Here is a 20,550-nt window from a genome sequence, read left to right on the forward strand (position 1 = left end):
TCTCTTGGGAGTAAAGGTTCAGAATGGCACAACTGTCCAAAAAACTGCTTCTTGCGGCGCCACGTGGCTTCTGCGCCGGCGTGGATCGGGCAATTCAGATCGTTGAAAAGGCGCTGACAAAATATGGGGCGCCAGTTTACGTCAGGCATGAAATTGTCCATAACCGCTATGTGGTCGAAAACCTGGAGAAAAAGGGCGCCGTTTTTGTCGATGAACTGTCGGATGTGCCTGAAAATGTTCCTGTAATCTTCTCTGCACATGGCGTCGCAAAATCGGTGCCTGCAGAAGCGGAAGAGCGGGAAATGTTCTATATAGATGCCACCTGCCCTCTGGTAAGTAAAGTACACCGCGAAGCCGAACGTCATGACAAGGATGATATGGAAATTATCCTGATCGGACATAAGGGACACCCGGAAGTCATTGGTACAATGGGTCAGTTACCGGATGGTCGCATTCAACTGGTGGAAACCGTTGAAGACGCCCGGAATTATAATCCTGCAAAACCGGAAGCGGGCCTCGCCTATCTCACCCAGACAACCCTTTCAGTGGACGAGACAAAAGACATCGTTGACGTCTTGAAGAAAAGATTTCCTCATATCTCTTCCCCCAAGAAGGAAGATATCTGTTACGCGACAACGAACAGGCAGGCCGCTGTCAAAGAACTTGCCAAACACTGCGATGGGGTTCTTGTTATCGGCGCCCCGAACTCTTCAAATTCCATGCGCCTGGTAGAAGTTGCCAATAAGGCGGGATGTGCGATCTCTGAAATGGTTCAACGTGCAAGCGACATCCCTTGGAAAAAGTTGGAAAAGTGCCAGACAATCGGCATCACTGCAGGGGCTTCAGCGCCTGAAGAGCTTGTTGAGGAAGTCGTCGATGCCTTCCGAAAGAGATTTGATATTACCGTCGAAGAAATCACCAACAGCGAAGAACATGTGACGTTTAAACTTCCCCGGGTTTTGGAATCATAAGGATAGATTTATGGCTGTCTATACCCACGTTTCTGACGAAGAGCTGGATCAATTACTTCATAATTATGATCTGGGTGAACTGTTATCGTGCAAGGGAATTGCCGAAGGCGTTGAAAATTCCAACTTTCTTCTTCATACCACAAGCGGATTTTACATTCTGACCTTGTACGAAAAACGCGTAAATGTAGACGATTTACCCTTTTTCTTAGGCTTAATGGAACATCTTGCGAAAAAGGGATATGTCTCTCCGCGACCGCTAGCAGATAAATCGGGAAAAACGCTCAATGAGGTTGCAGGCCGACCAGGCGCAATTATTGAATTTCTTGACGGGCGATCGATTGGGCGCCCTTCCCCCGACCATTGTGCATTGCTGGGGGATAGCCTTGCAAACCTGCATATGGCGGCGGCCGACTTTGATATCCAGCGAAAAAACAGCCTGTCTATAGATGCCTGGCGCCCTCTATTTGAAAGCGCCCTACAAGATGATAGAAAAGGCATGATCCGGGAAAGTGAGCGTCAGGAAGTCACGGCGGAACTTGATCATCTTGAGGCAAACTGGCCAAAGGATTTACCGTCAGGAGTTATCCATGCAGATCTTTTCCCCGATAATATCTTCTTTTTGCGGGAAAAAGTGAGCGGCGTAATTGATTACTACTTCGCGTGTAATGATTATCTCGCCTACGACATCGCTGTATGTATGAATGCCTGGTGCTTTGAAAGCGATGGCAGTTTTAACGTGACCAAGGCCAAGAAGCTGTTAAAGGCCTATAACAACGTCCGTCCATTAAGTTCAGCCGAACAGAAGGCCCTCCCCCTCCTCTGTCAGGGGGCAGCCATTCGGTTTTATCTAACAAGGTTATATGACTGGATTAATCAAGTTGAAGGGGCATTAGTGAAACCCAAGAACCCAGAAGAATACTTGAAAAAAATCCGCTTCCACCGCGCCGTTAAAAGCACGGCTGATTATGGCATTGATTAATCAAACAGGGCGTCAATTTCGTCCTGACTGATTTCCTGACCACCAGCCTGCGGACCGCTTAGGGCAACATCGCCATCCATTTGCTCCTGGAATTCAACTCCACCCAGTTCAGCAAGATGTTCTTCACCGCCCAAGATGTCGATCATTTTTTCAATGCGATCTTCTACAAATTTCAGGGTACCCACAACCTTCGAAATTCGCTGGCCCGTAATATCCTGGAAGTTACACGCCTCGTAAATCTTCATGACAGCCTGACTGATTGATTCGGTAATTTCCAGCTCATCCGGATCAGTAGCATTTAGCTCAAGGCTTTCATTTTTGTCTTCGATAATTTCAAGAGATTCCAAAATCGCGTTTGTTGCCCCTTCAGTATCTGCGACAACCGCATCAAGTTGATCAGTCATTGCATGAATTTGCGGACCGCTATTTTGGGATTTAATGGAGGAGATTTCCCGGCGTGTGTCCATAATCACGCGTGATAGCTCTTCAAGTTCATGCTTAAGTTCTGTGGCTTCCAGAACTTCCTTTTTAAAACCTTCCAGCACAGTTTCATCAATAACAGGGGCTTTGGTTTCTGAGAAGCCAGCCGCAACCTCTTCCCGAAGACCACTGATCGCACCCATCAACTCTTCATACTGCTCTGTACTAATTCCTCCGCCGGCAGGAGCCGCGCTTTCACCGTTATGTTGCTGAAGCTGCTGAATTTCTGCAGAAAACATTTTCTTTGCCATGGACCTGACCGAGCTCCCGAGAGAAACATAAAATTGAACTAAATTAGTTTCTATCCTGCGGGACGCTGCCTAACATTCAGTTAATTTTCCATAATTTCCCCTTAATCCATTGGCTGTGATATAGAAGCTGAAATCAAACACGGGATGCATCACATAATGTCTTCAGACAACAGAGTAATCATTTATACAGACGGCGCTTGTTCTGGAAACCCCGGGCCTGGCGGCTGGGGGGCCATACTGGAATTTAACGGCAAATCCAAGGAAATCTGCGGCGGAGAACCCGAAACGACAAACAACCGGATGGAACTCACTGCAGCAATTGAAGCGCTCAATTGCCTGAAACGATCCAGCGAGGTTCTCCTGCATACGGACAGTAAATACGTTATGGACGGCATTACCAAATGGATGCACGGCTGGAAAAGAAACAACTGGAAAACCGCTGCGAAGAAGCCAGTGAAGAATCAGGACCTTTGGATGGCTCTGGATGACGCGATCAGATCACATGACATTGAATGGAAGTGGGTGAAGGGGCATGCCGGAATTAACGGTAACGAAAAAGCAGATGAGCTTGCCAACAAGGGAATGGATGAATACCGATAAAAAAGGGGGCTGCGGCCCCCTTTTTCGAGAAATTCAGTTGCTGATTAGATCTGGCCTAGAAGTGTTTCCGCATCAGATACTTCAAATCCGCCTGTTTCTTCCAAATTAAGCTGAGTAACAGAGCCATTATCCACAACCATTGAATAACGACGAGAGCGGACACCAAGGCCTGCGCCTGAAGCATCGAACTCAACACCCATCGCTTTTGTCAAAGCGGCATCCGGATCTGCAAGCATACGTACTTCACCGGCTTCTTGCGCTTTACCCCATGCACCCATCACAAACGGATCGTTTACAGACAGGCAGTAAACAGCATCAACACCTTTTGCTTTCAGGGCATCCAGATTTGCCACAAATCCTGGCAAGTGTTTCGCGGAACATGTTGGTGTAAAAGCACCAGGCACAGCGAACAACGCCACTTTTTTACCGGCGAAAAGATCGTCAGCAGAGACTTTGGATGGACCGCTTTCAGTCATCTCCATCAGGTCAACTGATGGCAGTTTATCACCTACGCTAATTGTCATTTTGAAATTCCCCATTCCATTTTTGGATTTATTCTAATTCACAAGATAACATACTGATCCGAACTTGCCACAAAAACTGAAGCGCACCGTGCGCGCGATCACTCAACAATTTTGCTGTCTTCAATGGCTAGATTCTCATCCAGTAACGTTACTGTTAGTTGCCGCCCTTTTAGGGGCAGGTCTCGATTGACGGCATCAACGCCAATGCCAAAAACCACGCGCTGACCTTCCTCTGAAATCGACATTTTACGAAGTTCAAAATAGTCGCCATTTTCCCCTTCCAGAATGATCTCGGGATTCTGGAACACGGGTTGACCACGCACCTCTATCTCGATCATATCTTCGCTTATAGCTGTGATATTCAGGGCATTGATATAACTGGTGTCCAAAACAGATTTTGGAACCCGTTTTTCAAAATGGGTAATGCGTTCAGAGTGAATTGTCGGTACGGCTTTCTTTGCTTCCAGATGAACCGTAAATTGCTGCTGGATCGGCACGCATACTGCCTCGCATACGCCATAAGAGACTTGCAGTTTTGCAGTGAGTGGCTTGCTCGGATCCTCAATGTCGATTTGAATTGGCAGCAAGATTTCCTTTGAATATCCCCAGGTAGAAAGACCAAAACTGTCAAATCCTTCCGGACGTGGCCATTTCACTTGTGCTGATTTGAAATTCTGGGATCCTGACCAGTTGAAGACAGGCGGCAAACCAGAATCTCCCGGTGTTCGCCAATAGGTTTTCCAGCCTTCCTTAAGCTCTATTTGAAATCCTAAGATCACTGACTGATCACCATTTGTCGCCGTCTGTGCAGATACCAGCCGGGCACGCGCCATATCCTCACTTTGCCAGGCATCGCTGGCATAGGAGATGGCTGCACCCAAACTACTTAGTCCAGCGGCAACAACCACCGGTGCTACAACATTTTTGACAAATCGCTTCATTTTTTCCCCAGAAACACCAGATAAAATATAAAGGAGCTGATATTCAATATAGTATCGATTTTAAAAGTAGCACCTCACAATCTGTTTATGTTTTAGTGATCCCGGGCAGAGGACGGAAATAGATATGACTGTTGAGACCACATCTGGCGGTGAGTATTTAGAAGGGCGTATCCTGATCGCCATGCCAACCATGAGTGATCCACGCTTCAAGAAGACCATCATTCTTCTCTGCACCCACAATGAAGAAGGTGCCATGGGGATTGTCCTCAACAAAAATATTGAGGCTTTCACTTTCGGATCTTTACTGGAACAGCTTGAGATACAACATGACAACAGTCTCGATAAAACACGAGTGCATTTCGGCGGACCTGTAGACGCAGAACGGGGGTTTATTCTCCATTCCACAGATACTATTCAGGAAAACTCCACTGTCATTGGTGAGGGTATCGCCTTAACCGCAACACTGGATATGTTGGAGAGGATGGCAACAGGAGAAGGACCTGATAGCAGCTTTATTGCCCTTGGCTATGCGGGTTGGGGGCCTGGTCAATTGGAAGCTGAAATTCAAAGCAATGGCTGGCTTGTGGTGGATGCAGACCCTGAGCTTGTCTTCAGTGAGCAGATAGGCGGCAAATGGCAGGCAGCCATTGATAAACTTGGTTTTGATCCGGGATTATTGTCTATGGATGCCGGGCACGCTTAAAAGACCTTAATCTTCTGTGACGTTTCCAATTGGATCGTCTTTTAAAATTGCAAATAGCAGATGGTCCTGCCAGATCCCGTTGATACAAAGATATTGACGGGCATACCCTTCCCGAGAGAATCCAGCCTTTACCAGCAATGATGCACTTGGGACATTTTCAGGAAGACACGCCGCTTCGATCCGGCGAAGACCATATTCCTTAAACAGAACCGGCAATAACTCAGTTATCGCTTCATACATATATCCCTGACGGATATAGGGAAGACCTGTCCAGTATCCCATGGTGCCAGTCTGGGCAACACCGCGGCGGACATTCCCAACGGTGATACTGCCGATTAATTTGTCATCGCTACGCCTGAACAGAAAAAAAGCGTATCCTGCGTCCGCACGCGCATCATGGGCATAGCGCCGAACGCGATCCCTAAAGCTGCGCTGGGTCAGGGTGTCTTTTTGCCATAGCGGCTCCCATGGGACAAGGTGCTGTCGGCTTCCTTCTCGGACAGCTGCCCATTTTTCCCAGTCTTCATTTTCTGGCGCACGTATATATAAACGATCTGTCTTGATCGTTGAAAATCGGCGAATACCCAAAAGATTTTTTAACAAGCCAGGCCTCTTGTTTTCACCTGACGTTATTTAATCAGGTTTTTCTTATTGAAATCTTGCCGCAAATCGATCGTAGGTTTCAAGATTTTTTAAAGGGCCAAGGGCAGCAATTGTTGGTGTTGCACCAATAAAAAGACTTTTGGCAAGGCTCGTTACCTGATCCAGGGTGACACTATCAATTTCCTGTGCAATTTCTGCAGCGGGGATCACGCGGTCATATATCAGCATCTGACGCGCATGAACTTCACACCGTGCTGCAGGGCTTTCCTGCCCCATCAAAAGTCCGGCTTTTTGCTGCGCCCGTGCACGAGACAGCTCTTCTTCTGTGATATTTTCAGTAGCTTTGTGAAGCTCATCCACAATCACAGAGGACAGATCCTTGATCTGGTTTTCGCCTGTTCCTGCATAGACGGTAAACAGACCTGAATCCATAAATGACGATGAGAAAGAGAAGATCGAATAACAAAGCCCGCGATTTTCACGAACTTCCTGAAACAACCGAGAAGACATGCCTCCGCCCAGCAGCGCCGACAAAATCTGCAATGCGTAAAAATCATCGTGGGAGTACGCGAAGCCCGGAACTGTCAACGCAAAATGCACCTGCTCCAGATCCCGCTCTTCCCTGTAATCGCCCCCGACATAGCTGGCAGGTTCCATATCAGACTTGCTGTTCGTTGGCAGATGGTCAAACATTTTGGAGGCCAGATCGACCATTCGCTCATGCTCAACCCCACCAGACGCACTTAGAACCATTCGAGGCGCACTGTAACGTTCAGTCATGTAGCCTGAGATCATTTCCCGGCTAAAGCCGCGCACACGTTCCGCCGTACCAAGGATAGAACGTCCTAGGGATTGCTTTGGAAATGCGGTTTCCTGCAAGTGATCAAAGATAATATCGTCTGGCGTATCATTGGTCTGACCAATTTCCTGAACGATCACCTCTTTTTCACGGGTAAGTTCGGTTTCATCAAAAGTTGAGTTTTGCAAAATATCCGAGAGGATATCCACTGCAAGCGGGGTATCTTCTTGCAAAACCCGTGCATAGTAAGCGGTTTGATCGCGACTGGTATAAGCGTTCAGATGTCCGCCAACAGCTTCGATCGTTTCCGCAATTTCCTTTGCACTGCGCTTCTCCGTACCCTTAAATGCCATATGTTCCAACACATGGGAGATTCCATTCTCTGCAACGGTTTCATGGCGGGCACCTGTGTTCACCCACACGCCAACAGCCGCTGTTTCAAGGTGCGGCATAGGGTCAGTGATTACACAAAGGCCATTTTCTAGGGTAGTGACGGACTGCGTCATATAACAACTTTCACTTCAACTTATTTAATGCGGGATCTTTCCCTGATATAGGACTGAACAGCCTGAATGTCATTGGGTAGAACATCAAGTTTTTCTTCCCGATCAAAAAGGCCTGCCATATGTGGGGGCAAGTCCGGATAAATTCCAGTGGCCTTTTCCACGGCAGCAGGAAATTTTGCAGGATGAGCAGTCGACAGGGTCACCATCGGCACCTCTTTTGACTTCTTACAATCCGCAGCTACCTTCAAGCCAACCGCTGTATGCGGGTCTACAAGTTTTGCACTTTTCTCAAGCGTTTCCTTGATTGTTGCCAGTGTTTCCTCTTCGTTACAGGCCCCTGCGGAGAAGATAATCTGATTCAACTGCTTCATATCAACAGCAAAGCCATCCTTCTCATCCAGGTCCTTCATCAAGGACTTCACTTTTTCGCCATCTTGCGCACAAAGGTCAAAAAGCAGACGTTCAAAATTGCTGGATACCTGAATATCCATGCTTGGGCTGATGGTTGGGTTTACTCCTTCTTTACGGTACTCACCGGTGTTAAAGAAGCGGGATAAAATATCGTTACGGTTCGTTGCGACGATCAATTGTTCAATGGGTAGCCCCATTTTCTGCGCACAATACCCGGCGTAGATATCGCCAAAATTGCCGCTTGGGACAGAAAAAGCAACTTTCCGGTCCGGCGCGCCAAGGGACACCGCAGTTGTAAAGTAATATACAATCTGCGCCATCACACGGGCCCAGTTGATGGAGTTTACCGCAGACACACCATATTCATCGCGAAAATCATGATCATTGAACATGGCCTTCACAAGAGCCTGACAATCGTCAAAATCCCCCTCAATGGCAATGTTATGAACGTTCGCATCCAAAACAGTTGTCATCTGACGGCGTTGAACGTCCGACACACGCCCTTTAGGATGCATGATAAAGATATCAACCGCATCGCGGCCACGTGTCGCCTCAATCGCAGCGGAACCAGTATCACCTGAGGTCGCGCCAACAATTGTGACTTTCTTGCCCTGACGCCCCAACAGGTGATCATATAGAAGGCCAAGCAACTGCAGCGCTACATCTTTAAAGGCGAGAGTTGGACCGTGATAGAGTTCCATCAGGAAATCGTTTTCAGAAAGCTGTGAAAGCGGCACAACGGCTTTGTGGGAGAAAGAGCCGTAGGCCTTTTCCGTCATCTCCCGAAAGTCGCTTTCTGAAATGCTGTCTTCAACAAAGGGAAGCAGCACCTGGCAAGCGACTTCTGCGTAACTTTTGCCGGCAAGTCCGCGAATATCCTCTGGAGACATCTGTGGCCACGTCTTTGGCACGTAAAGACCGCCATCGCGAGCCAAGCCAGTAAGAACCACTTCTTCGAAATTCAATGTGGGCGCGTCACCACGGGTACTGATATACTGCACCTTGGTATCTCCAGTATCTGAAATAGATCAACTCGTCCGTCCTACGCGACAGACCTCACCTTTCTATACCGACTGTTTGTTAAAAGACAGGCCTTTTATCGAGGAAGATAGCGGCTTTTCAGATGCTGTTTGAAAGCATCCACACCCAGAGCAGAACCGGTTGCTTCCAGAAGAATTTCATCAGCGGATTTCAAACTGCCTTTTTGGTGGATATTTTCAGAAAGCCATTGGACGAGAGGCTTAAATTCTCCAGCCGCTACGTTGTTATCCAGTCCCGAAATATGAGTGTCTGCCGCCTGATATATCTGCGCAGCTGCCAAGGCCCCTAAAGTATAAGTTGGGAAATAGCCAATAGCACCGCCGGGCCAATGGATATCCTGAAGACATCCAAGTCGATCATTTTCAGGGCGCACACCGAGCAACTCTTCCATTCCTTCATTCCATGCGGAAGGAAGATCTTTTACCTGCAAGTCACCAGACAACATTGCTTTTTCAAGTCGGTAGCGAAGAATCACGTGAAGGGGATAGGTCACCTCATCGGCATCCACACGGATAAACCCCTTCTCCACATGGTGATAAAGGTTTTTGAGGTTTTCAAATTCCCACTCCTCACCAATAGCGCTAAACGCAGACTTCAATTTGGGCTGGAGATAGCGAAGAAACGCCTCCCCACGGGAGAGCTGCATTTCAACCAGCAGAGATTGACTTTCATGCAGCGCCATTCCTCGTGCATCTCCCGCCGGTTGCCCACGCCACTCCTTGGGAAGATTTTGTTCGTACAACGCATGACCGGTTTCATGCAATGTCCCCATCAGGCTCTGGGTAAAATCGTCCTCTTCATATCTGGTGGTCAATCGCACATCGTCCGGAATGCCGCCGGTAAATGGATGATGGCTTGTATCTAGACGTCCCCGATCGAAGTTAAAGCCCAGATCCTTCATCAACTCAATACCGAGCGTTTTTTGAATTTCCAGATCGAACGGACCTTCTGGCCGTTTAAAATTTCCGTGCTCTTTCTGATATTCCAGAACCTCTTCGAGGAAGGAAGGGAGGAAATCCGCAAGGTCATCAAAAAGCGGATCAATCTGACTGCTTCTACAATCGGGCTCATACTCATCCAACAAGGCATCATAGGGTGCAAGTCCCAACACGTCCGATTTCACTTCAGCGATTTCGCGAACCAGATCCACAACCTTTGTCAAACTCGGTTGCAGGGCTTCAAAGTCATCGTTAAGGCGTGCTTCCCTCCAGATCATCTCACATTCAGAAGTGGCCCGTGAGAAGGCTTCGACGAGATCCACGGGAAGGGCATTGGCATGTTGCCAGCCTCGTTTCATTTCCCGAAGGTTTGCTTGATCAGACGCAGACAGCGTTGCGGAATTTGACTCAGCCTGATCCAGTAGATCTTTCACTTTAGGATCGGTCATCATCTCGTGACTGATCACACCTAGGACGGCCATGGTATCTGCACGAGATTCTGCGCCGCCATCAGGCATAACAACGGCGTTATCCCAACTTAAAATCGCACTTGCCCCACCGAGAGCGGACATCTTATTAAAATGTGACCTCAGTTGCTCATAAGCTGAAATGTCAGTCACGCGCATCCCCTTTGCGAGCGCGGCGCATACCATAAAGGCCATATATCACCGCCATCGCCAATGCCAGGCCCAGCCATGTCAGACTATATTCAACATGGTTATTGGGAACCGTCACACGGGTCTGTCCCCCTTTGGGCCAACCACCGGGAATTTCGAGATCATCAAGCTCAACAAACACCGGCTTCACTTCCAGTTTTAGATGTTTAGCCATTTGGTCAAGTTCACCGTAAAGCCACACGTTGGTCTCGGCGTTGCTGCCTGGCAGGAAATCGTATGATTTTGTCCAAGGTGCGCGGATGACCCCACTTACTGTTACCTCACCCGTCATATTCCCTTCAGCTCGGTGCTCTGCATCTTTCAAGCGTTCAGGCACCCATCCTCGGTTCACAAGAATTACATCGCCGCTATCCACCAAAGTAAATGGCGTGATGATCTGAAAACCCTTTAGCCCTTTTACTGTGTGCGCAAAGAGATGAATTTCCTTGGAATGATCAAATTCACCGGTGATGGCGACGCGGCGGTAAACCCATGTATCCAGATCAATGTCGCCAGATGGGAAGGCTTCTGCTTCCTGCGCCATCTGATCGGCCACATTCTGAAGTAGATCCACTTTCCAGAAATAACGGTTCAACTGCCAAAAACTTAAAGACAGAAGGATGAGGATGGCCGGAACCGTCATGACGGTTGGCCAGACGCCTGGGGAGAATTTTTTGATCATTACTGAAGTTCAATATCCGATGATGCTTTGTGGTAGTACTGTAGTGCAATCATCAAGGATTTTAAAGGCCGAAGCAGCCCCAATGAGAGGATTAGGATCGTAGGGAGCCAAATGGTCAGTTGCAGCCAGTATGGTGGGTGAAACGTAAATTCCATCCAAAAGGCCAATGCAACAACAATAAGTCCGACAATCAAAATAACAAAAACAGCGGGGCCATCCCCGCTGTCTATGGATTTCAGATCAAACCCGCATGTTTTACACACGGGCTCGACATCTATGTATGAGCGAAACAGCTTCCCTTTTCCACAGGACGGGCATTTGCAGGTGATGCCCGCCACATACGGGGAAACCTTATTCCGCTGCTCGTCGCTCATATAAAGTGTCAGGCTTAAGCCGAACCCCACCAGTAAATGGCGACGAACAGGAACAGCCACACAACGTCAACAAAGTGCCAGTACCAAGCGGCAGCTTCGAAGCCGAAGTGGTGATCAGATTTAAAGTGACCACGTGCAGCGCGGATCAAGCATACCAGCAGGAAGATTGTTCCAATCAGAACATGTGCACCGTGGAAGCCTGTTGCCATGTAGAAAGTGGAGGCGTAAATGCCATCCTGGAAGGCAAAGGCAGCGTGTGAATATTCATAAGCCTGAACACAGGTAAAGATCGCGCCCAGAACAACAGTAAGTGTCAGTCCCTGGATCAAACCCTTGCGGTCACCGTGCTGAAGTGCGTGGTGGGCCCATGTTACCGTTGTACCGGAAGTCAACAGGATCAAAGTGTTGATCAGTGGCAAGTGCCAAGGGTCAAAAGTCTGAATACCTTCCGGTGGCCAAACAGCACCAATTGCTTCTGTTGGGAAGAAGGCTGCGTTAAAATACGCCCAGAACCAGGCTACAAAGAACATCACTTCGGAAGCGATGAACATGATCATGCCATAACGCAGACCAAGCTGAACAACCGGTGTGTGGTGACCCTGATGTTCGCCTTCTTTCACCACATCACGCCACCAGACATATGCTGTGTATAAGAGCATCAACATGCCGATGACAAAAACGGCGACACCTTTTTCATGCATCCACATTACGGCACCAATGGCAGTAATAAATGCGGACAAAGAGGCCAGCGCCGGCCATGGGCTTGGATCAACCAAGTGATAATCATGCTGTTTAGCGTGAGAATCTGCCATTTCTAACTCCTGCAATCCTCCCCGAGTTATCGGGTGTTAAAATAAGTGACCTTCCCTTTGGTCAGTTTAATGAAGCGGATTTATCTTCCGCCGATACTTTTGTTTCCACCGAGGCGGAGTTGCTTTCTTTTTCATCTTCTTCCGGTTCGGTCACGAAGAATGTGTAGGAAAGCGTAATTGTTTCAACTTCAAGCGTGTTTGGATCACTTGCAATTTCCGGGTCCACATAAAATGTCACCGGCATATCAACTCTTTCACCAGGTTTCAGTGTCTGTTCTGTAAAACAGAAGCACTCGATCTTTGTGAAATACTGACCCACTTTTTGCGGTGTAACGTTAAATGAAGCCGTTCCTGTTACCGTTTTATCGGTTGGATTCATGGCTTCATAAAAGGCAATACCCGTTTCACCGATACGAAGTTTAACTTTGCGTTCCACCGGTTTGAAGTTCCACGGCATATCCTTAGCCGTATTGGCATCAAAATCGATGGTGATCATTTTATCCAGAATAACATCAGATTCTGCGTCAGCCCGTTGCGTTGTTCCGCCATATCCTGTGACACGGCAAAACAGATCGTAAAGCGGGACGGCCGCAAAAGACAGGCCCACCATACCCACTGCCATCAAGGCGAGGATACCGGCAAGGCGTGCCGATTTTTTCTGGGATGCGCTCAAGAAACACCTCCGGTCAGTTTCGCAAGTGTGATCAGATAAAACAAAATCACCAGGGCTGCCAGAATACCTCCGACAACCAGATTGCGATTACGACGTTTCTGCTTCTCTTCATCAAGGGACATCATACTAGACCTTTTACAATGGCTTCCCCGAGGAGAAGCGCAAAAATGAGGAAGAGATACAGCAAAGAGAAGGCGAAAAGCTGCTTTGCGCTTTTCTCATCTTTCTTCAGCCAAACCTTCACAGCACCAAACAGGAACACACCACCTAGAACAGCTGATCCTAACCCGTAAACAATGCCAGCGTAGCCAAGGAAATAAGGCATCACTGCAATTGGGAACAGAAGAACACTGTAAATGACCACCTGACGGCGTGTGGCTTCGCGGCCAGCTACAACAGGCAACATCGGGACACCCGCATTTGCGTAGTCAATGTCGCGCCATAGCGACAACGCCCAGAAATGCGGCGGAGTCCAGAAGAAGATAATCGCGAACAAGACCAAAGATTCAACACTGACATTTCCGGTCACAGCCGCCCAACCAATCATGGGAGGGAAAGCACCTGCGGCACCACCAATCACAATATTCTGTGGTGTCCGGCGTTTCAGCCACATGGTGTAAATGAAAATGTAGAACCCGATGGTAATCGCAAGCAATGTTGCAGCCACCAGATTGACGGCAAGTCCCATCAAAATGACAGACGCGACAGAAAGGGAGACCCCAACCGCCAGCGCTTCACCTGCTGTTACTTTACCAGATGGAACCGGACGGTTCTTTGTACGCTCCATGATCTGATCGATATCAGCATCATACCACATGTTAATCGCACCGGAGGCACCTGCACCTACTGCGATACAGAGAAGCGCAGTGAACGCGAGGACCGGATGCAAGTCACCTGGGGCAACTGCCATACCAACAAGACCTGTGAAAACAACAAGTGACATCACCCGCGGCTTTAACAGGGCGAAATAGTCACTCGCCCGTGCCGATCCATAATCGGCGCGGGCTGTGTTTTCTGATGCAATGCTTGTGTCAGACACAAGAAGCTCCGTTTCTTACTTAACTACTGGCAGTTCATTGAACTGGTGGAACGGAGGAGGTGAAGACAATGTCCACTCAAGTGTGGTTGCACCTTCGCCCCATGGGTTGTCGGCTGCCCGCTCACCGCGCATGAAGGCATGCAGAACAGTAAACAGGAAGATCAGAACACCAAACGCAGAAATGTAGGAGCCATAAGAAGAAATGGCGTTAAATCCTGCAAATGCATCTGGGTAATCTGGAATACGACGTGGCATACCTGCAAGTCCCAAGAAGTGCATTGGGAAGAAGATCAGGTTCACACCGATAAAGGTAACGAAGAAGTGAAGCTTCGCAAGACCTTCGGAGTAAGTGTAACCAGTCATCTTGCCGAACCAGTAGTAGAAGCCGGCAAAGATCGCAAACACGGCACCAAGGCTGAGAACGTAATGGAAGTGAGCCACAACATAATATGTGTCATGCAGGATCACATCCAGACCACCGTTCGCAAGTACCACACCTGTCACACCACCAACGGTAAACAGGAAGATAAAGCCAAGTGCCCAGATCATCGGAGCCTTAAATTCGATAGAACCGCCCCACATTGTGGCGATCCAAGAGAAGATCTTCACGCCAGTTGGAACCGCAATAACCAGTGTCGCACCCAGGAAGTATGCACGTGTATCAACATCCATACCCACTGTAAACATGTGGTGAGCCCACACGATGAAGCCAACACCACCGATGGCAACCATCGCATATGCCATTCCGAGGTAACCAAAAACAGGTTTACGGCTGAACGTGGAAACGATCTGACTGATGATACCAAAGCCTGGCAGGATCATGATGTACACTTCAGGGTGACCGAAGAACCAGAACAGGTGCTGGAACAGAAGTGGGTCGCCGCCGCCTTCTGGAACGAAGAAGCTCGTACCGAAGTTACGGTCTGTCAGAAGCATTGTAATCGCGCCAGCCAGTACAGGCAGAGACAGAAGCAGCAGGAACGCTGTTACAAGAACGGACCACACAAACAGTGGCATCTTGTGCATTGTCATGCCAGGGGCACGCATGTTGAAAATCGTTGTGATGAAGTTGATCGCACCCAGGATAGAAGATGCACCCGCGATGTGCAGGCTGAGGATCGCAAAATCAACGGCCATACCCGGCTGACCTACAGTAGAGGAAAGCGGTGGATAGATGGTCCAACCACCACCAACACCGTCGGCGCCTGCAGGACCTTCCACAAAGATGGAGATCAGCAGAAGACCAAGAGCAGGTGGCAAAAGCCAGAATGAAATGTTGTTCATTCGTGGGAAGGCCATATCCGGCGCCCCGATCATCAACGGGACGATCCAGTTACCGAAGCCACCGATAACGGCTGGCATCACCATGAAGAACACCATGATCAGGCCGTGACCTGTCACAACAACGTTAAAGAAGTGGAAGTTCCCATCAAGGAACTGATCTCCAGGCATCTGCAATTCGGCCCGGATAAAGACGGACATGGCACCGCCGACAATCCCCGCAAGAACGGAGAAAATCAGATACATGGTTCCGATGTCTTTATGGTTTGTCGAATATACCCAACGCTTCCAGCCAGTTGGAGTATGATCGTCGTGAGCGGCTGCTGCACTGTTAGCCATTTTTCTTGCCTCTCTCTAGCCGATTTACTGAGTTACGGGAGTTGCCGCAGCAACCTTGATGTTTGTGTGGCCATTGGACGCGAACTGTTCTTTCGCCTTCACAAGCCAGGCTTTGTATTCTTCCATGCTGACCGCTTTAATGGCGATCGGCATAAAGCCGTGACGTGCACCGCAAAGTTCAGAACACTGACCGTAATACATGCCTTCTTTTTCAATACGCATCCAAGTTTCGTTTACACGACCTGGTACCGCATCCATTTTCACACCAAAAGCAGGGATTGCCCATGAGTGCAGAACGTCTTCAGCGGTTACCAGCAGACGGATGTTCTGGTTCACTGGCAGAACGATTGTATTGTCAGTGGCGAGCAGACGAGGCTGACCTTCTTTCAGTTCATCTTCTTCAAGCATCACTGCATCAAATGCCAAACCGTCTTCATCTACATATTCGTAGCCCCAGTACCACTGATACCCGATGGCTTTCAGTGTCATGTCCGCTTTTTCAACGCGGTCACCGAAATACAGGAGGCTGAAAGATGGAATAGCAATCACAATCAGAATCAAAACCGGAACAACGGTCCAGATGATTTCAATCAGTGTATTATGGGAAGTCTTGGAAGGGGTTGGGTTCGCTTTACGATTAAAACGAATTGCCACGTAAATCATCAGCGCCAGAACAAACAGCGAAATGATTGTAATGATCCACAAAAGCAGATTGTGGAAGTCGTGCATTTTGTGCGCAACAGGAGAGAAAGCCTCCTGAAAACCAAATTGCCAAGGGACTGGTTGTCCCTGACCTGCCGCTGAGGCAGTCCCTGTGGTGAACACCATCATTGCATACGCAGCAATGAAGGTGATGATACCCTTAACCTTAGCCATCATGTGTTCCCGTCTCTAATAGCTTTTACGTTTTGGAAAATCGCAGCACACACGTTTTGCGATTTACCTTACATCGTTGTTTTCTAGCCAGTCTTACGAAGCTAATCAAAAATGATTTGGATCAATTTTGAGCGGGAAATTACATCATGCCAACCCAAAAGGACAAGCCCAACAATGGAATTATATCCTTAATAATAATGGGCAGAAATTCAGATATGTGACAGGAAGATCAATATACCAAACAATTACAATGAGTTAGATATATTTAGATGGTTGTAATTTATACTTTTTGGATGTGTAGAATTGCCGCGACACGTTACATTCATGTGACACTTTGTCGCACTATTTGGCCGGGATTCACAAGTTTCTGAATCAAATATTGGGACTGATGTCTCGACATCAAGGTCCGGAATGCACATATTTGTATAAATTCAGAAATAACCCGACCGGAGTGGGAGTAACACGTGACGGACGCAAATATCGCCAACAGCCTTTTTTTTGAAAATAGCGAAATGGATCGTTCAACGGTCGAGAGACAGGTCTCTGACGCCTTGAAAGGGGCCGATGACGGTGAACTCTTCCTTGAATATCGCCAGTCAGAAGCTTTCTCTTTTGACGACGGTCGCCTGAAAAGTGCCAGTTTTGATACCACTCAAGGATTTGGTCTGAGGGCTGTATGCGGGGAAGCAACCGGTTTTGCGCACGCATCCGAATTATCTGACAGAGCAGTTGAAAACGCGGCAGATACAGTGCGCGCGGTAACAAGCGGTAAAAGCGGATCTATCGCCTTACCACCAGCTGGCGTGAACCGGAGCCTCTACAGTGATGAAAATCCCATCTCGGACATCCCGTTTGAGACCAAAGTAAAGACACTTGCTGAGATTGATGCTTACGCCCGCGCGAAAGACAGCCGCGTTGTTCAGGTATCCGCCTCCCTTGCCGGATCCTGGCAAGTGGTCGAGATTATCAGAAGCGGCGCGGAGCGTTCCTGCGACATTCGCCCCCTCGTCCGCCTCAACGTATCCGTGGTTGTTGAAAAAGATGGCCGCCGTGAAAGCGGAAGCCATGGCACGGGCGGCCGAACAGGCTATGACTTCTATCTTCAAGAAGACACATGGAAGTCAGCTGTGGATGAAGCCTTGAGACAGGCTGTTGTTAATCTTGATTCTGTTGATGCCCCAGCTGGTGAAATGGAAGTGATTGTGGGCCCCGGTTGGCCTGGCATCATCCTTCACGAAGCTGTTGGCCATGGTCTTGAGGGTGATTTTAACCGCAAAAAAACATCTGTTTTCTCTGATCTGATCGGGGAGCGTGTTGCCGCGCCCGGCGTCACTGTTGTCGATGATGGAACAATTCCTGATCGCCGTGGATCACTGACCGTAGATGATGAAGGGACTGCAAGTTCCTGCACCACTCTGATCGAGGACGGCATCTTGGTTGGATATATGCAGGATCGCCAAAATGCACGTCTGATGGGTGTGGATCCGACCGGCAACGGGCGCCGCGAAAGCTATTCCCATCTTCCAATGCCGCGTATGACCAACACCTATATGCTTGGCGGAGACAGAGACCCTGATGAAATTCTGGGATCCGTCAAAAAAGGTCTCTACGCCATCAACTTTGGTGGCGGACAGGTAGATATCACATCCGGCAAGTTTGTGTTCTCCTGCACTGAAGCCTACATGATCGAAGATGGCAAGCTCACCGCCCCTGTTAAGGGTGCAACTCTGATCGGTACTGGCAGCGAAGCTTTGAAGAAAGTGAAAGCTGTTGGTAACGACATGGCCCTTGATAGCGGCATCGGCACTTGCGGCAAAGCGGGGCAAAGCGTTCCTGTGGGTGTGGGACAGCCAACCATGCTATTGGAAGGCCTCACTGTTGGTGGTACGGCCTCCTAAATGAAAAAAATTCTCTGCGGCATCTTATTGACAGTTCTTATGCCAATGGCAGGTCATATATATGCCGCAGAAGAAGACTGGATGCCGCCGGGCAGCAAGATCAGTACGTTAGAAAGCCCAGAAGAATGGACCTTTTCCCCAATGCTTGAAAAAGACGCCTTGCTGGGGCGGCTTCTGTTTCATTCCCCATCGCTTCTTGGGGAAAAAGCGGTGCGAATGGGGCTCACCTGCGCAAGTTGCCATCCTGCCGGTCATAAAAACGATCAGTTTTTTATCCCCGGTCTATCTGATGAGCCCGGCACCATCGACCTCACCAGTGACTTTTGGTACGAAGGGGGTGACGACCATAAATTTAATCCCAAATTGATCCCTAGCCTTCGGATCTCACGATTTAAAAACAATTTTGGCACAGGACCGCATTTTCGAACTCTCGATGATTTCTCTCGCCATGTCATCGTTACTGAATTTGGCGGACCGGAGCCCAACGTAAAAATCCTGAAACTGTTGGCAGCCTATATGTCAGAGCTGTCCAATCCCGCACAACCAAGCACTACAAAAGTGCCTCCCCAAATACCGTTTCATCACTATGTGGGGCTGTTTGAGGATCTCCCCCAGGAGCGTCATTTAATTGCTTCTATGCTGCTTGAAGAAACAGGGCGGCGCTACAAGCAAATCAAAAACCCTGCGTTCATTGAAATCGCGAGGGAACTAAAAAAGCTCCGGGAAGGAAACCTGCCCGAAGCTCAAATTAACGCGTCGATTAATAGTCTGAGAAAACTTAGTAAGCGTATTCTTTGAAAATCGGATCGATATTTCCGTTCCACTTACCGTGATAGCATTCCAGCAATTCATCTGCTGGTGTTTTACCGGATTCGACAGTGTTCTTAAGAGCGTTCAGGAAGTGAACTTCGTCTTCACCGAAGCTATCCAGACGTTTTCTGGCTTTAAGGCCCGCACTTGCTATTTCCAGAACCTCTTTGGATAGATCCTGAATTGTACGCCCGCCGGGAACTTCGGTTTGAAGCGCTGTGGTCACCACATCTTCGCGAAGTTTTTGGCGCTCTTCTGCTGTCCAGTTTTTCACCAGATCCCACGCGGCATCCAGCGCCGCATCATCATAAAGCAGACCAACCCAAAGCGCAGGCAATGCACAAAGGCGGCGCCAAGGACCACCATCTGCCCCGCGCATTTCCAGAAAACGCTTCATCCGGACTTCAGGGAACAATGTGGTCAGATGGTTATCCCAATCCACCAAATTTGGACGCTCGCCCGGCAAGGCGGGAAGGCGACCTTCCATAAAGTCACGGAAAGATTGGCCTGATGCGTCAATATATCTGCCGTCCCGGTAGACAAAATACATCGGTACATCCAACGCATAATCCACATATTGTTCAAAACTGAATCCGTCTTCAAAGACAAAAGGCAACATACCTGTGCGATCCGGATCTGTATCTGTCCAGATATAGCTGCGATGGCTCAAATGGCCATTTGGCTTACCCTCAGTAAATGGGGAGTTTGCAAATAAGGCTGTTGCAATTGGCTGCAATGCCAGACTTGTGCGGAATTTCTTGATCATGTCCGCTTCGGATCCGAAATCCAGATTAACCTGCACCGTGCAGGAGCGGAACATCATATCCAGACCATGCTGACCGCGCTTTGGCATATATTCGCGCATGATGCCGTAACGGCCTTTTGGCATAATAGGTGTTTCTTCGCGGGTCCATTTCGGACTAAATCCGAGGCCTAAGAAGCCCACACCGATTTCATCACCGACTTCGCGAACTTGTGCCAAATGGGTGTGAACTTCACTGCAGGTTTGGTGAAGATTTTCAAGCGCCTCACCAGAAAGTTCCAGCTGACCGCCCGGCTCCAAGCTCACAGAATATCCTCTCATGGTCAGCGCAATGACGTTGTCGCCTTCCATTTGCGGCTCCCAACCGAAACGCTGCAACCCTTCCAGCATGGCTTTGATGCCGCTTGGCCCTTCGTAAGGCAGGGGTTCCAATGTTTCCAGATTAAAGCCGAATTTTTCATGCTCGGTACCGATGCGCCAATCGGTTTTTGGCTTACAGCCGCTTTCCATAAACTCGATGAGTTGGGCTTTGCTGGCAATTTCAGTTGCCTTGCCTTGTGCTGGTCCTGACATCCGGTTTCCTCTAACTCTTCATTCAGG

22 protein-coding genes are annotated in these 20,550 nt (G+C 48.7%); 6 read left to right on the top strand and 16 right to left on the bottom strand.

Going from position 1 to position 20,550, the window contains the following annotated elements:
• The first annotated feature begins 23 nt into the window (after positions 1-23).
• Together ispH and thrB are read left to right on the top strand one after the other, a co-directional pair.
• The gene (gene ispH, locus GUA87_RS01915; RefSeq protein ID WP_193714834.1) at positions 24-971 is read left to right on the top strand and encodes a 4-hydroxy-3-methylbut-2-enyl diphosphate reductase; all 948 of its coding nucleotides are present in this window, start codon (positions 24-26) and stop codon (positions 969-971) included.
• Positions 972-981: 10 nt separating this feature from the next.
• Positions 982-1,950: a homoserine kinase gene (thrB, locus tag GUA87_RS01920; protein WP_193714835.1), complete on the top strand. Its 969-nt coding sequence runs from the start codon at positions 982-984 to the stop codon at positions 1,948-1,950.
• On the opposite strand, the gene GUA87_RS01925 is transcribed toward thrB, so the two are convergent.
• Positions 1,947-2,681: a protein phosphatase CheZ gene (locus GUA87_RS01925; RefSeq protein WP_193714836.1), complete on the bottom strand. Its 735-nt coding sequence runs from the start codon at positions 2,679-2,681 to the stop codon at positions 1,947-1,949. The genes thrB and GUA87_RS01925 overlap by 4 nt on opposite strands.
• Positions 2,682-2,837: 156 nt before the next feature.
• On the opposite strand from GUA87_RS01925, the gene rnhA reads away from it, so the two are divergent.
• Entirely contained in the window at positions 2,838-3,281 is a 444-nt protein-coding gene (gene rnhA, locus GUA87_RS01930; RefSeq protein ID WP_193714837.1) for a ribonuclease HI, read from the top strand.
• Positions 3,282-3,325: 44 nt separating this feature from the next.
• Here rnhA and GUA87_RS01935 read toward each other — a convergent pair whose 3' ends face one another.
• Positions 3,326-3,805, bottom strand: a complete 480-nt coding sequence (locus GUA87_RS01935; protein ID WP_193714838.1) for a peroxiredoxin — start codon at positions 3,803-3,805, stop codon at positions 3,326-3,328.
• Between the two features lie 98 nt (positions 3,806-3,903).
• On the bottom strand, positions 3,904-4,746 hold the full coding sequence (locus tag GUA87_RS01940; RefSeq protein WP_193714839.1) for a protein-disulfide reductase DsbD domain-containing protein: 843 nt from the start codon (positions 4,744-4,746) through the stop codon (positions 3,904-3,906).
• Between the two features lie 124 nt (positions 4,747-4,870).
• Here GUA87_RS01940 and GUA87_RS01945 point away from each other — a divergent pair, with 124 nt between their 5' ends.
• Entirely contained in the window at positions 4,871-5,449 is a 579-nt protein-coding gene (locus GUA87_RS01945) for a YqgE/AlgH family protein (RefSeq protein ID WP_193714840.1), read from the top strand.
• 6 nt (positions 5,450-5,455) lie between these two features.
• Here GUA87_RS01945 and GUA87_RS01950 read toward each other — a convergent pair whose 3' ends face one another.
• The 12 genes from GUA87_RS01950 to coxB form a co-directional block, all read right to left on the bottom strand.
• A complete protein-coding gene (locus GUA87_RS01950; protein ID WP_193714841.1) occupies positions 5,456-6,052 on the bottom strand; it encodes a GNAT family N-acetyltransferase in 597 nt (198 codons plus the stop codon).
• Between the two features lie 45 nt (positions 6,053-6,097).
• Positions 6,098-7,357: a M16 family metallopeptidase gene (locus GUA87_RS01955; protein ID WP_193714842.1), complete on the bottom strand. Its 1,260-nt coding sequence runs from the start codon at positions 7,355-7,357 to the stop codon at positions 6,098-6,100.
• A 20-nt stretch (positions 7,358-7,377) separates the two neighbouring features.
• Positions 7,378-8,769 carry a threonine synthase gene (gene thrC / locus GUA87_RS01960; RefSeq protein ID WP_193714843.1) on the bottom strand — a complete coding sequence of 464 codons (1,392 nt, stop codon included), beginning with the start codon at positions 8,767-8,769 and terminating at the stop codon, positions 7,378-7,380.
• 95 nt (positions 8,770-8,864) lie between these two features.
• Positions 8,865-10,373 (bottom strand): carboxypeptidase M32, encoded by a 1,509-nt coding sequence (locus GUA87_RS01965; protein WP_227711720.1) that lies wholly within the window; start codon positions 10,371-10,373, stop codon positions 8,865-8,867.
• Positions 10,360-11,085 (bottom strand): SURF1 family protein, encoded by a 726-nt coding sequence (locus GUA87_RS01970; RefSeq protein ID WP_193714844.1) that lies wholly within the window; start codon positions 11,083-11,085, stop codon positions 10,360-10,362. Before GUA87_RS01970 ends, GUA87_RS01965 begins: the two co-directional genes overlap by 14 nt.
• Positions 11,085-11,519, bottom strand: a complete 435-nt coding sequence (locus tag GUA87_RS01975) for a DUF983 domain-containing protein (protein ID WP_321575856.1) — start codon at positions 11,517-11,519, stop codon at positions 11,085-11,087. Before GUA87_RS01975 ends, GUA87_RS01970 begins: the two co-directional genes overlap by 1 nt.
• The gene (locus tag GUA87_RS01980; protein WP_193714845.1) at positions 11,474-12,271 is read right to left on the bottom strand and encodes a cytochrome c oxidase subunit 3; all 798 of its coding nucleotides are present in this window, start codon (positions 12,269-12,271) and stop codon (positions 11,474-11,476) included. The genes GUA87_RS01975 and GUA87_RS01980 overlap by 46 nt, the downstream gene beginning before the upstream one ends.
• Before the next feature lie 61 nt (positions 12,272-12,332).
• Complete coding sequence (locus GUA87_RS01985) at positions 12,333-12,944, bottom strand: cytochrome c oxidase assembly protein (protein ID WP_193714846.1); 612 nt, start codon at positions 12,942-12,944, stop codon at positions 12,333-12,335.
• Positions 12,941-13,069, bottom strand: a complete 129-nt coding sequence (locus tag GUA87_RS18030) for a hypothetical protein (protein ID WP_265332183.1) — start codon at positions 13,067-13,069, stop codon at positions 12,941-12,943. The genes GUA87_RS01985 and GUA87_RS18030 overlap by 4 nt, the downstream gene beginning before the upstream one ends.
• Positions 13,066-13,983 carry a heme o synthase gene (locus tag GUA87_RS01990; protein ID WP_193714847.1) on the bottom strand — a complete coding sequence of 306 codons (918 nt, stop codon included), beginning with the start codon at positions 13,981-13,983 and terminating at the stop codon, positions 13,066-13,068. The genes GUA87_RS18030 and GUA87_RS01990 overlap by 4 nt, the downstream gene beginning before the upstream one ends.
• Before the next feature lie 15 nt (positions 13,984-13,998).
• The gene (gene ctaD / locus GUA87_RS01995; RefSeq protein WP_193714848.1) at positions 13,999-15,603 is read right to left on the bottom strand and encodes a cytochrome c oxidase subunit I; all 1,605 of its coding nucleotides are present in this window, start codon (positions 15,601-15,603) and stop codon (positions 13,999-14,001) included.
• A 24-nt stretch (positions 15,604-15,627) separates the two neighbouring features.
• Entirely contained in the window at positions 15,628-16,482 is an 855-nt protein-coding gene (gene coxB, locus GUA87_RS02000) for a cytochrome c oxidase subunit II (RefSeq protein ID WP_227711652.1), read from the bottom strand.
• A gap of 461 nt (positions 16,483-16,943) precedes the next feature.
• Between coxB and tldD the strand changes: the two genes are divergently transcribed.
• The gene (gene tldD, locus GUA87_RS02005) at positions 16,944-18,377 is read left to right on the top strand and encodes a metalloprotease TldD (RefSeq protein ID WP_193714849.1); all 1,434 of its coding nucleotides are present in this window, start codon (positions 16,944-16,946) and stop codon (positions 18,375-18,377) included.
• A complete protein-coding gene (locus GUA87_RS02010; protein ID WP_193714850.1) occupies positions 18,378-19,175 on the top strand; it encodes a hypothetical protein in 798 nt (265 codons plus the stop codon).
• On the opposite strand, the gene GUA87_RS02015 is transcribed toward GUA87_RS02010, so the two are convergent.
• Positions 19,156-20,523, bottom strand: coding sequence for a glutamate--cysteine ligase (locus GUA87_RS02015; protein ID WP_193714851.1), 1,368 nt, complete (start codon positions 20,521-20,523; stop codon positions 19,156-19,158). The genes GUA87_RS02010 and GUA87_RS02015 overlap by 20 nt on opposite strands.
• Between the last annotated feature and the right edge of the window lie 27 nt (positions 20,524-20,550).

This window comes from Sneathiella sp. P13V-1, from assembly GCF_015143595.1.
Classification (GTDB): Bacteria; Pseudomonadota; Alphaproteobacteria; order Sneathiellales; family Sneathiellaceae; genus Sneathiella.

Coding starts and splice junctions, on each gene's coding strand:
- ispH (WP_193714834.1), top strand. CDS start 24: ATGGCACAACTGTCCAAAAAACTGCTTCTTGCGGCGCCACGTGGCTTC.
- thrB (WP_193714835.1), top strand. CDS start 982: ATGGCTGTCTATACCCACGTTTCTGACGAAGAGCTGGATCAATTACTT.
- GUA87_RS01925 (WP_193714836.1), bottom strand. CDS start 2,681: ATGGCAAAGAAAATGTTTTCTGCAGAAATTCAGCAGCTTCAGCAACAT.
- rnhA (WP_193714837.1), top strand. CDS start 2,838: ATGTCTTCAGACAACAGAGTAATCATTTATACAGACGGCGCTTGTTCT.
- GUA87_RS01935 (WP_193714838.1), bottom strand. CDS start 3,805: ATGACAATTAGCGTAGGTGATAAACTGCCATCAGTTGACCTGATGGAG.
- GUA87_RS01940 (WP_193714839.1), bottom strand. CDS start 4,746: ATGAAGCGATTTGTCAAAAATGTTGTAGCACCGGTGGTTGTTGCCGCT.
- GUA87_RS01945 (WP_193714840.1), top strand. CDS start 4,871: ATGACTGTTGAGACCACATCTGGCGGTGAGTATTTAGAAGGGCGTATC.
- GUA87_RS01955 (WP_193714842.1), bottom strand. CDS start 7,357: ATGACGCAGTCCGTCACTACCCTAGAAAATGGCCTTTGTGTAATCACT.
- GUA87_RS01965 (WP_227711720.1), bottom strand. CDS start 10,373: ATGCGCGTGACTGACATTTCAGCTTATGAGCAACTGAGGTCACATTTT.
- GUA87_RS01970 (WP_193714844.1), bottom strand. CDS start 11,085: ATGATCAAAAAATTCTCCCCAGGCGTCTGGCCAACCGTCATGACGGTT.
- GUA87_RS01980 (WP_193714845.1), bottom strand. CDS start 12,271: ATGGCAGATTCTCACGCTAAACAGCATGATTATCACTTGGTTGATCCA.
- GUA87_RS18030 (WP_265332183.1), bottom strand. CDS start 13,069: ATGATGTCCCTTGATGAAGAGAAGCAGAAACGTCGTAATCGCAATCTG.
- ctaD (WP_193714848.1), bottom strand. CDS start 15,603: ATGGCTAACAGTGCAGCAGCCGCTCACGACGATCATACTCCAACTGGC.
- coxB (WP_227711652.1), bottom strand. CDS start 16,482: ATGATGGCTAAGGTTAAGGGTATCATCACCTTCATTGCTGCGTATGCA.
- GUA87_RS02010 (WP_193714850.1), top strand. CDS start 18,378: ATGAAAAAAATTCTCTGCGGCATCTTATTGACAGTTCTTATGCCAATG.
- GUA87_RS02015 (WP_193714851.1), bottom strand. CDS start 20,523: ATGTCAGGACCAGCACAAGGCAAGGCAACTGAAATTGCCAGCAAAGCC.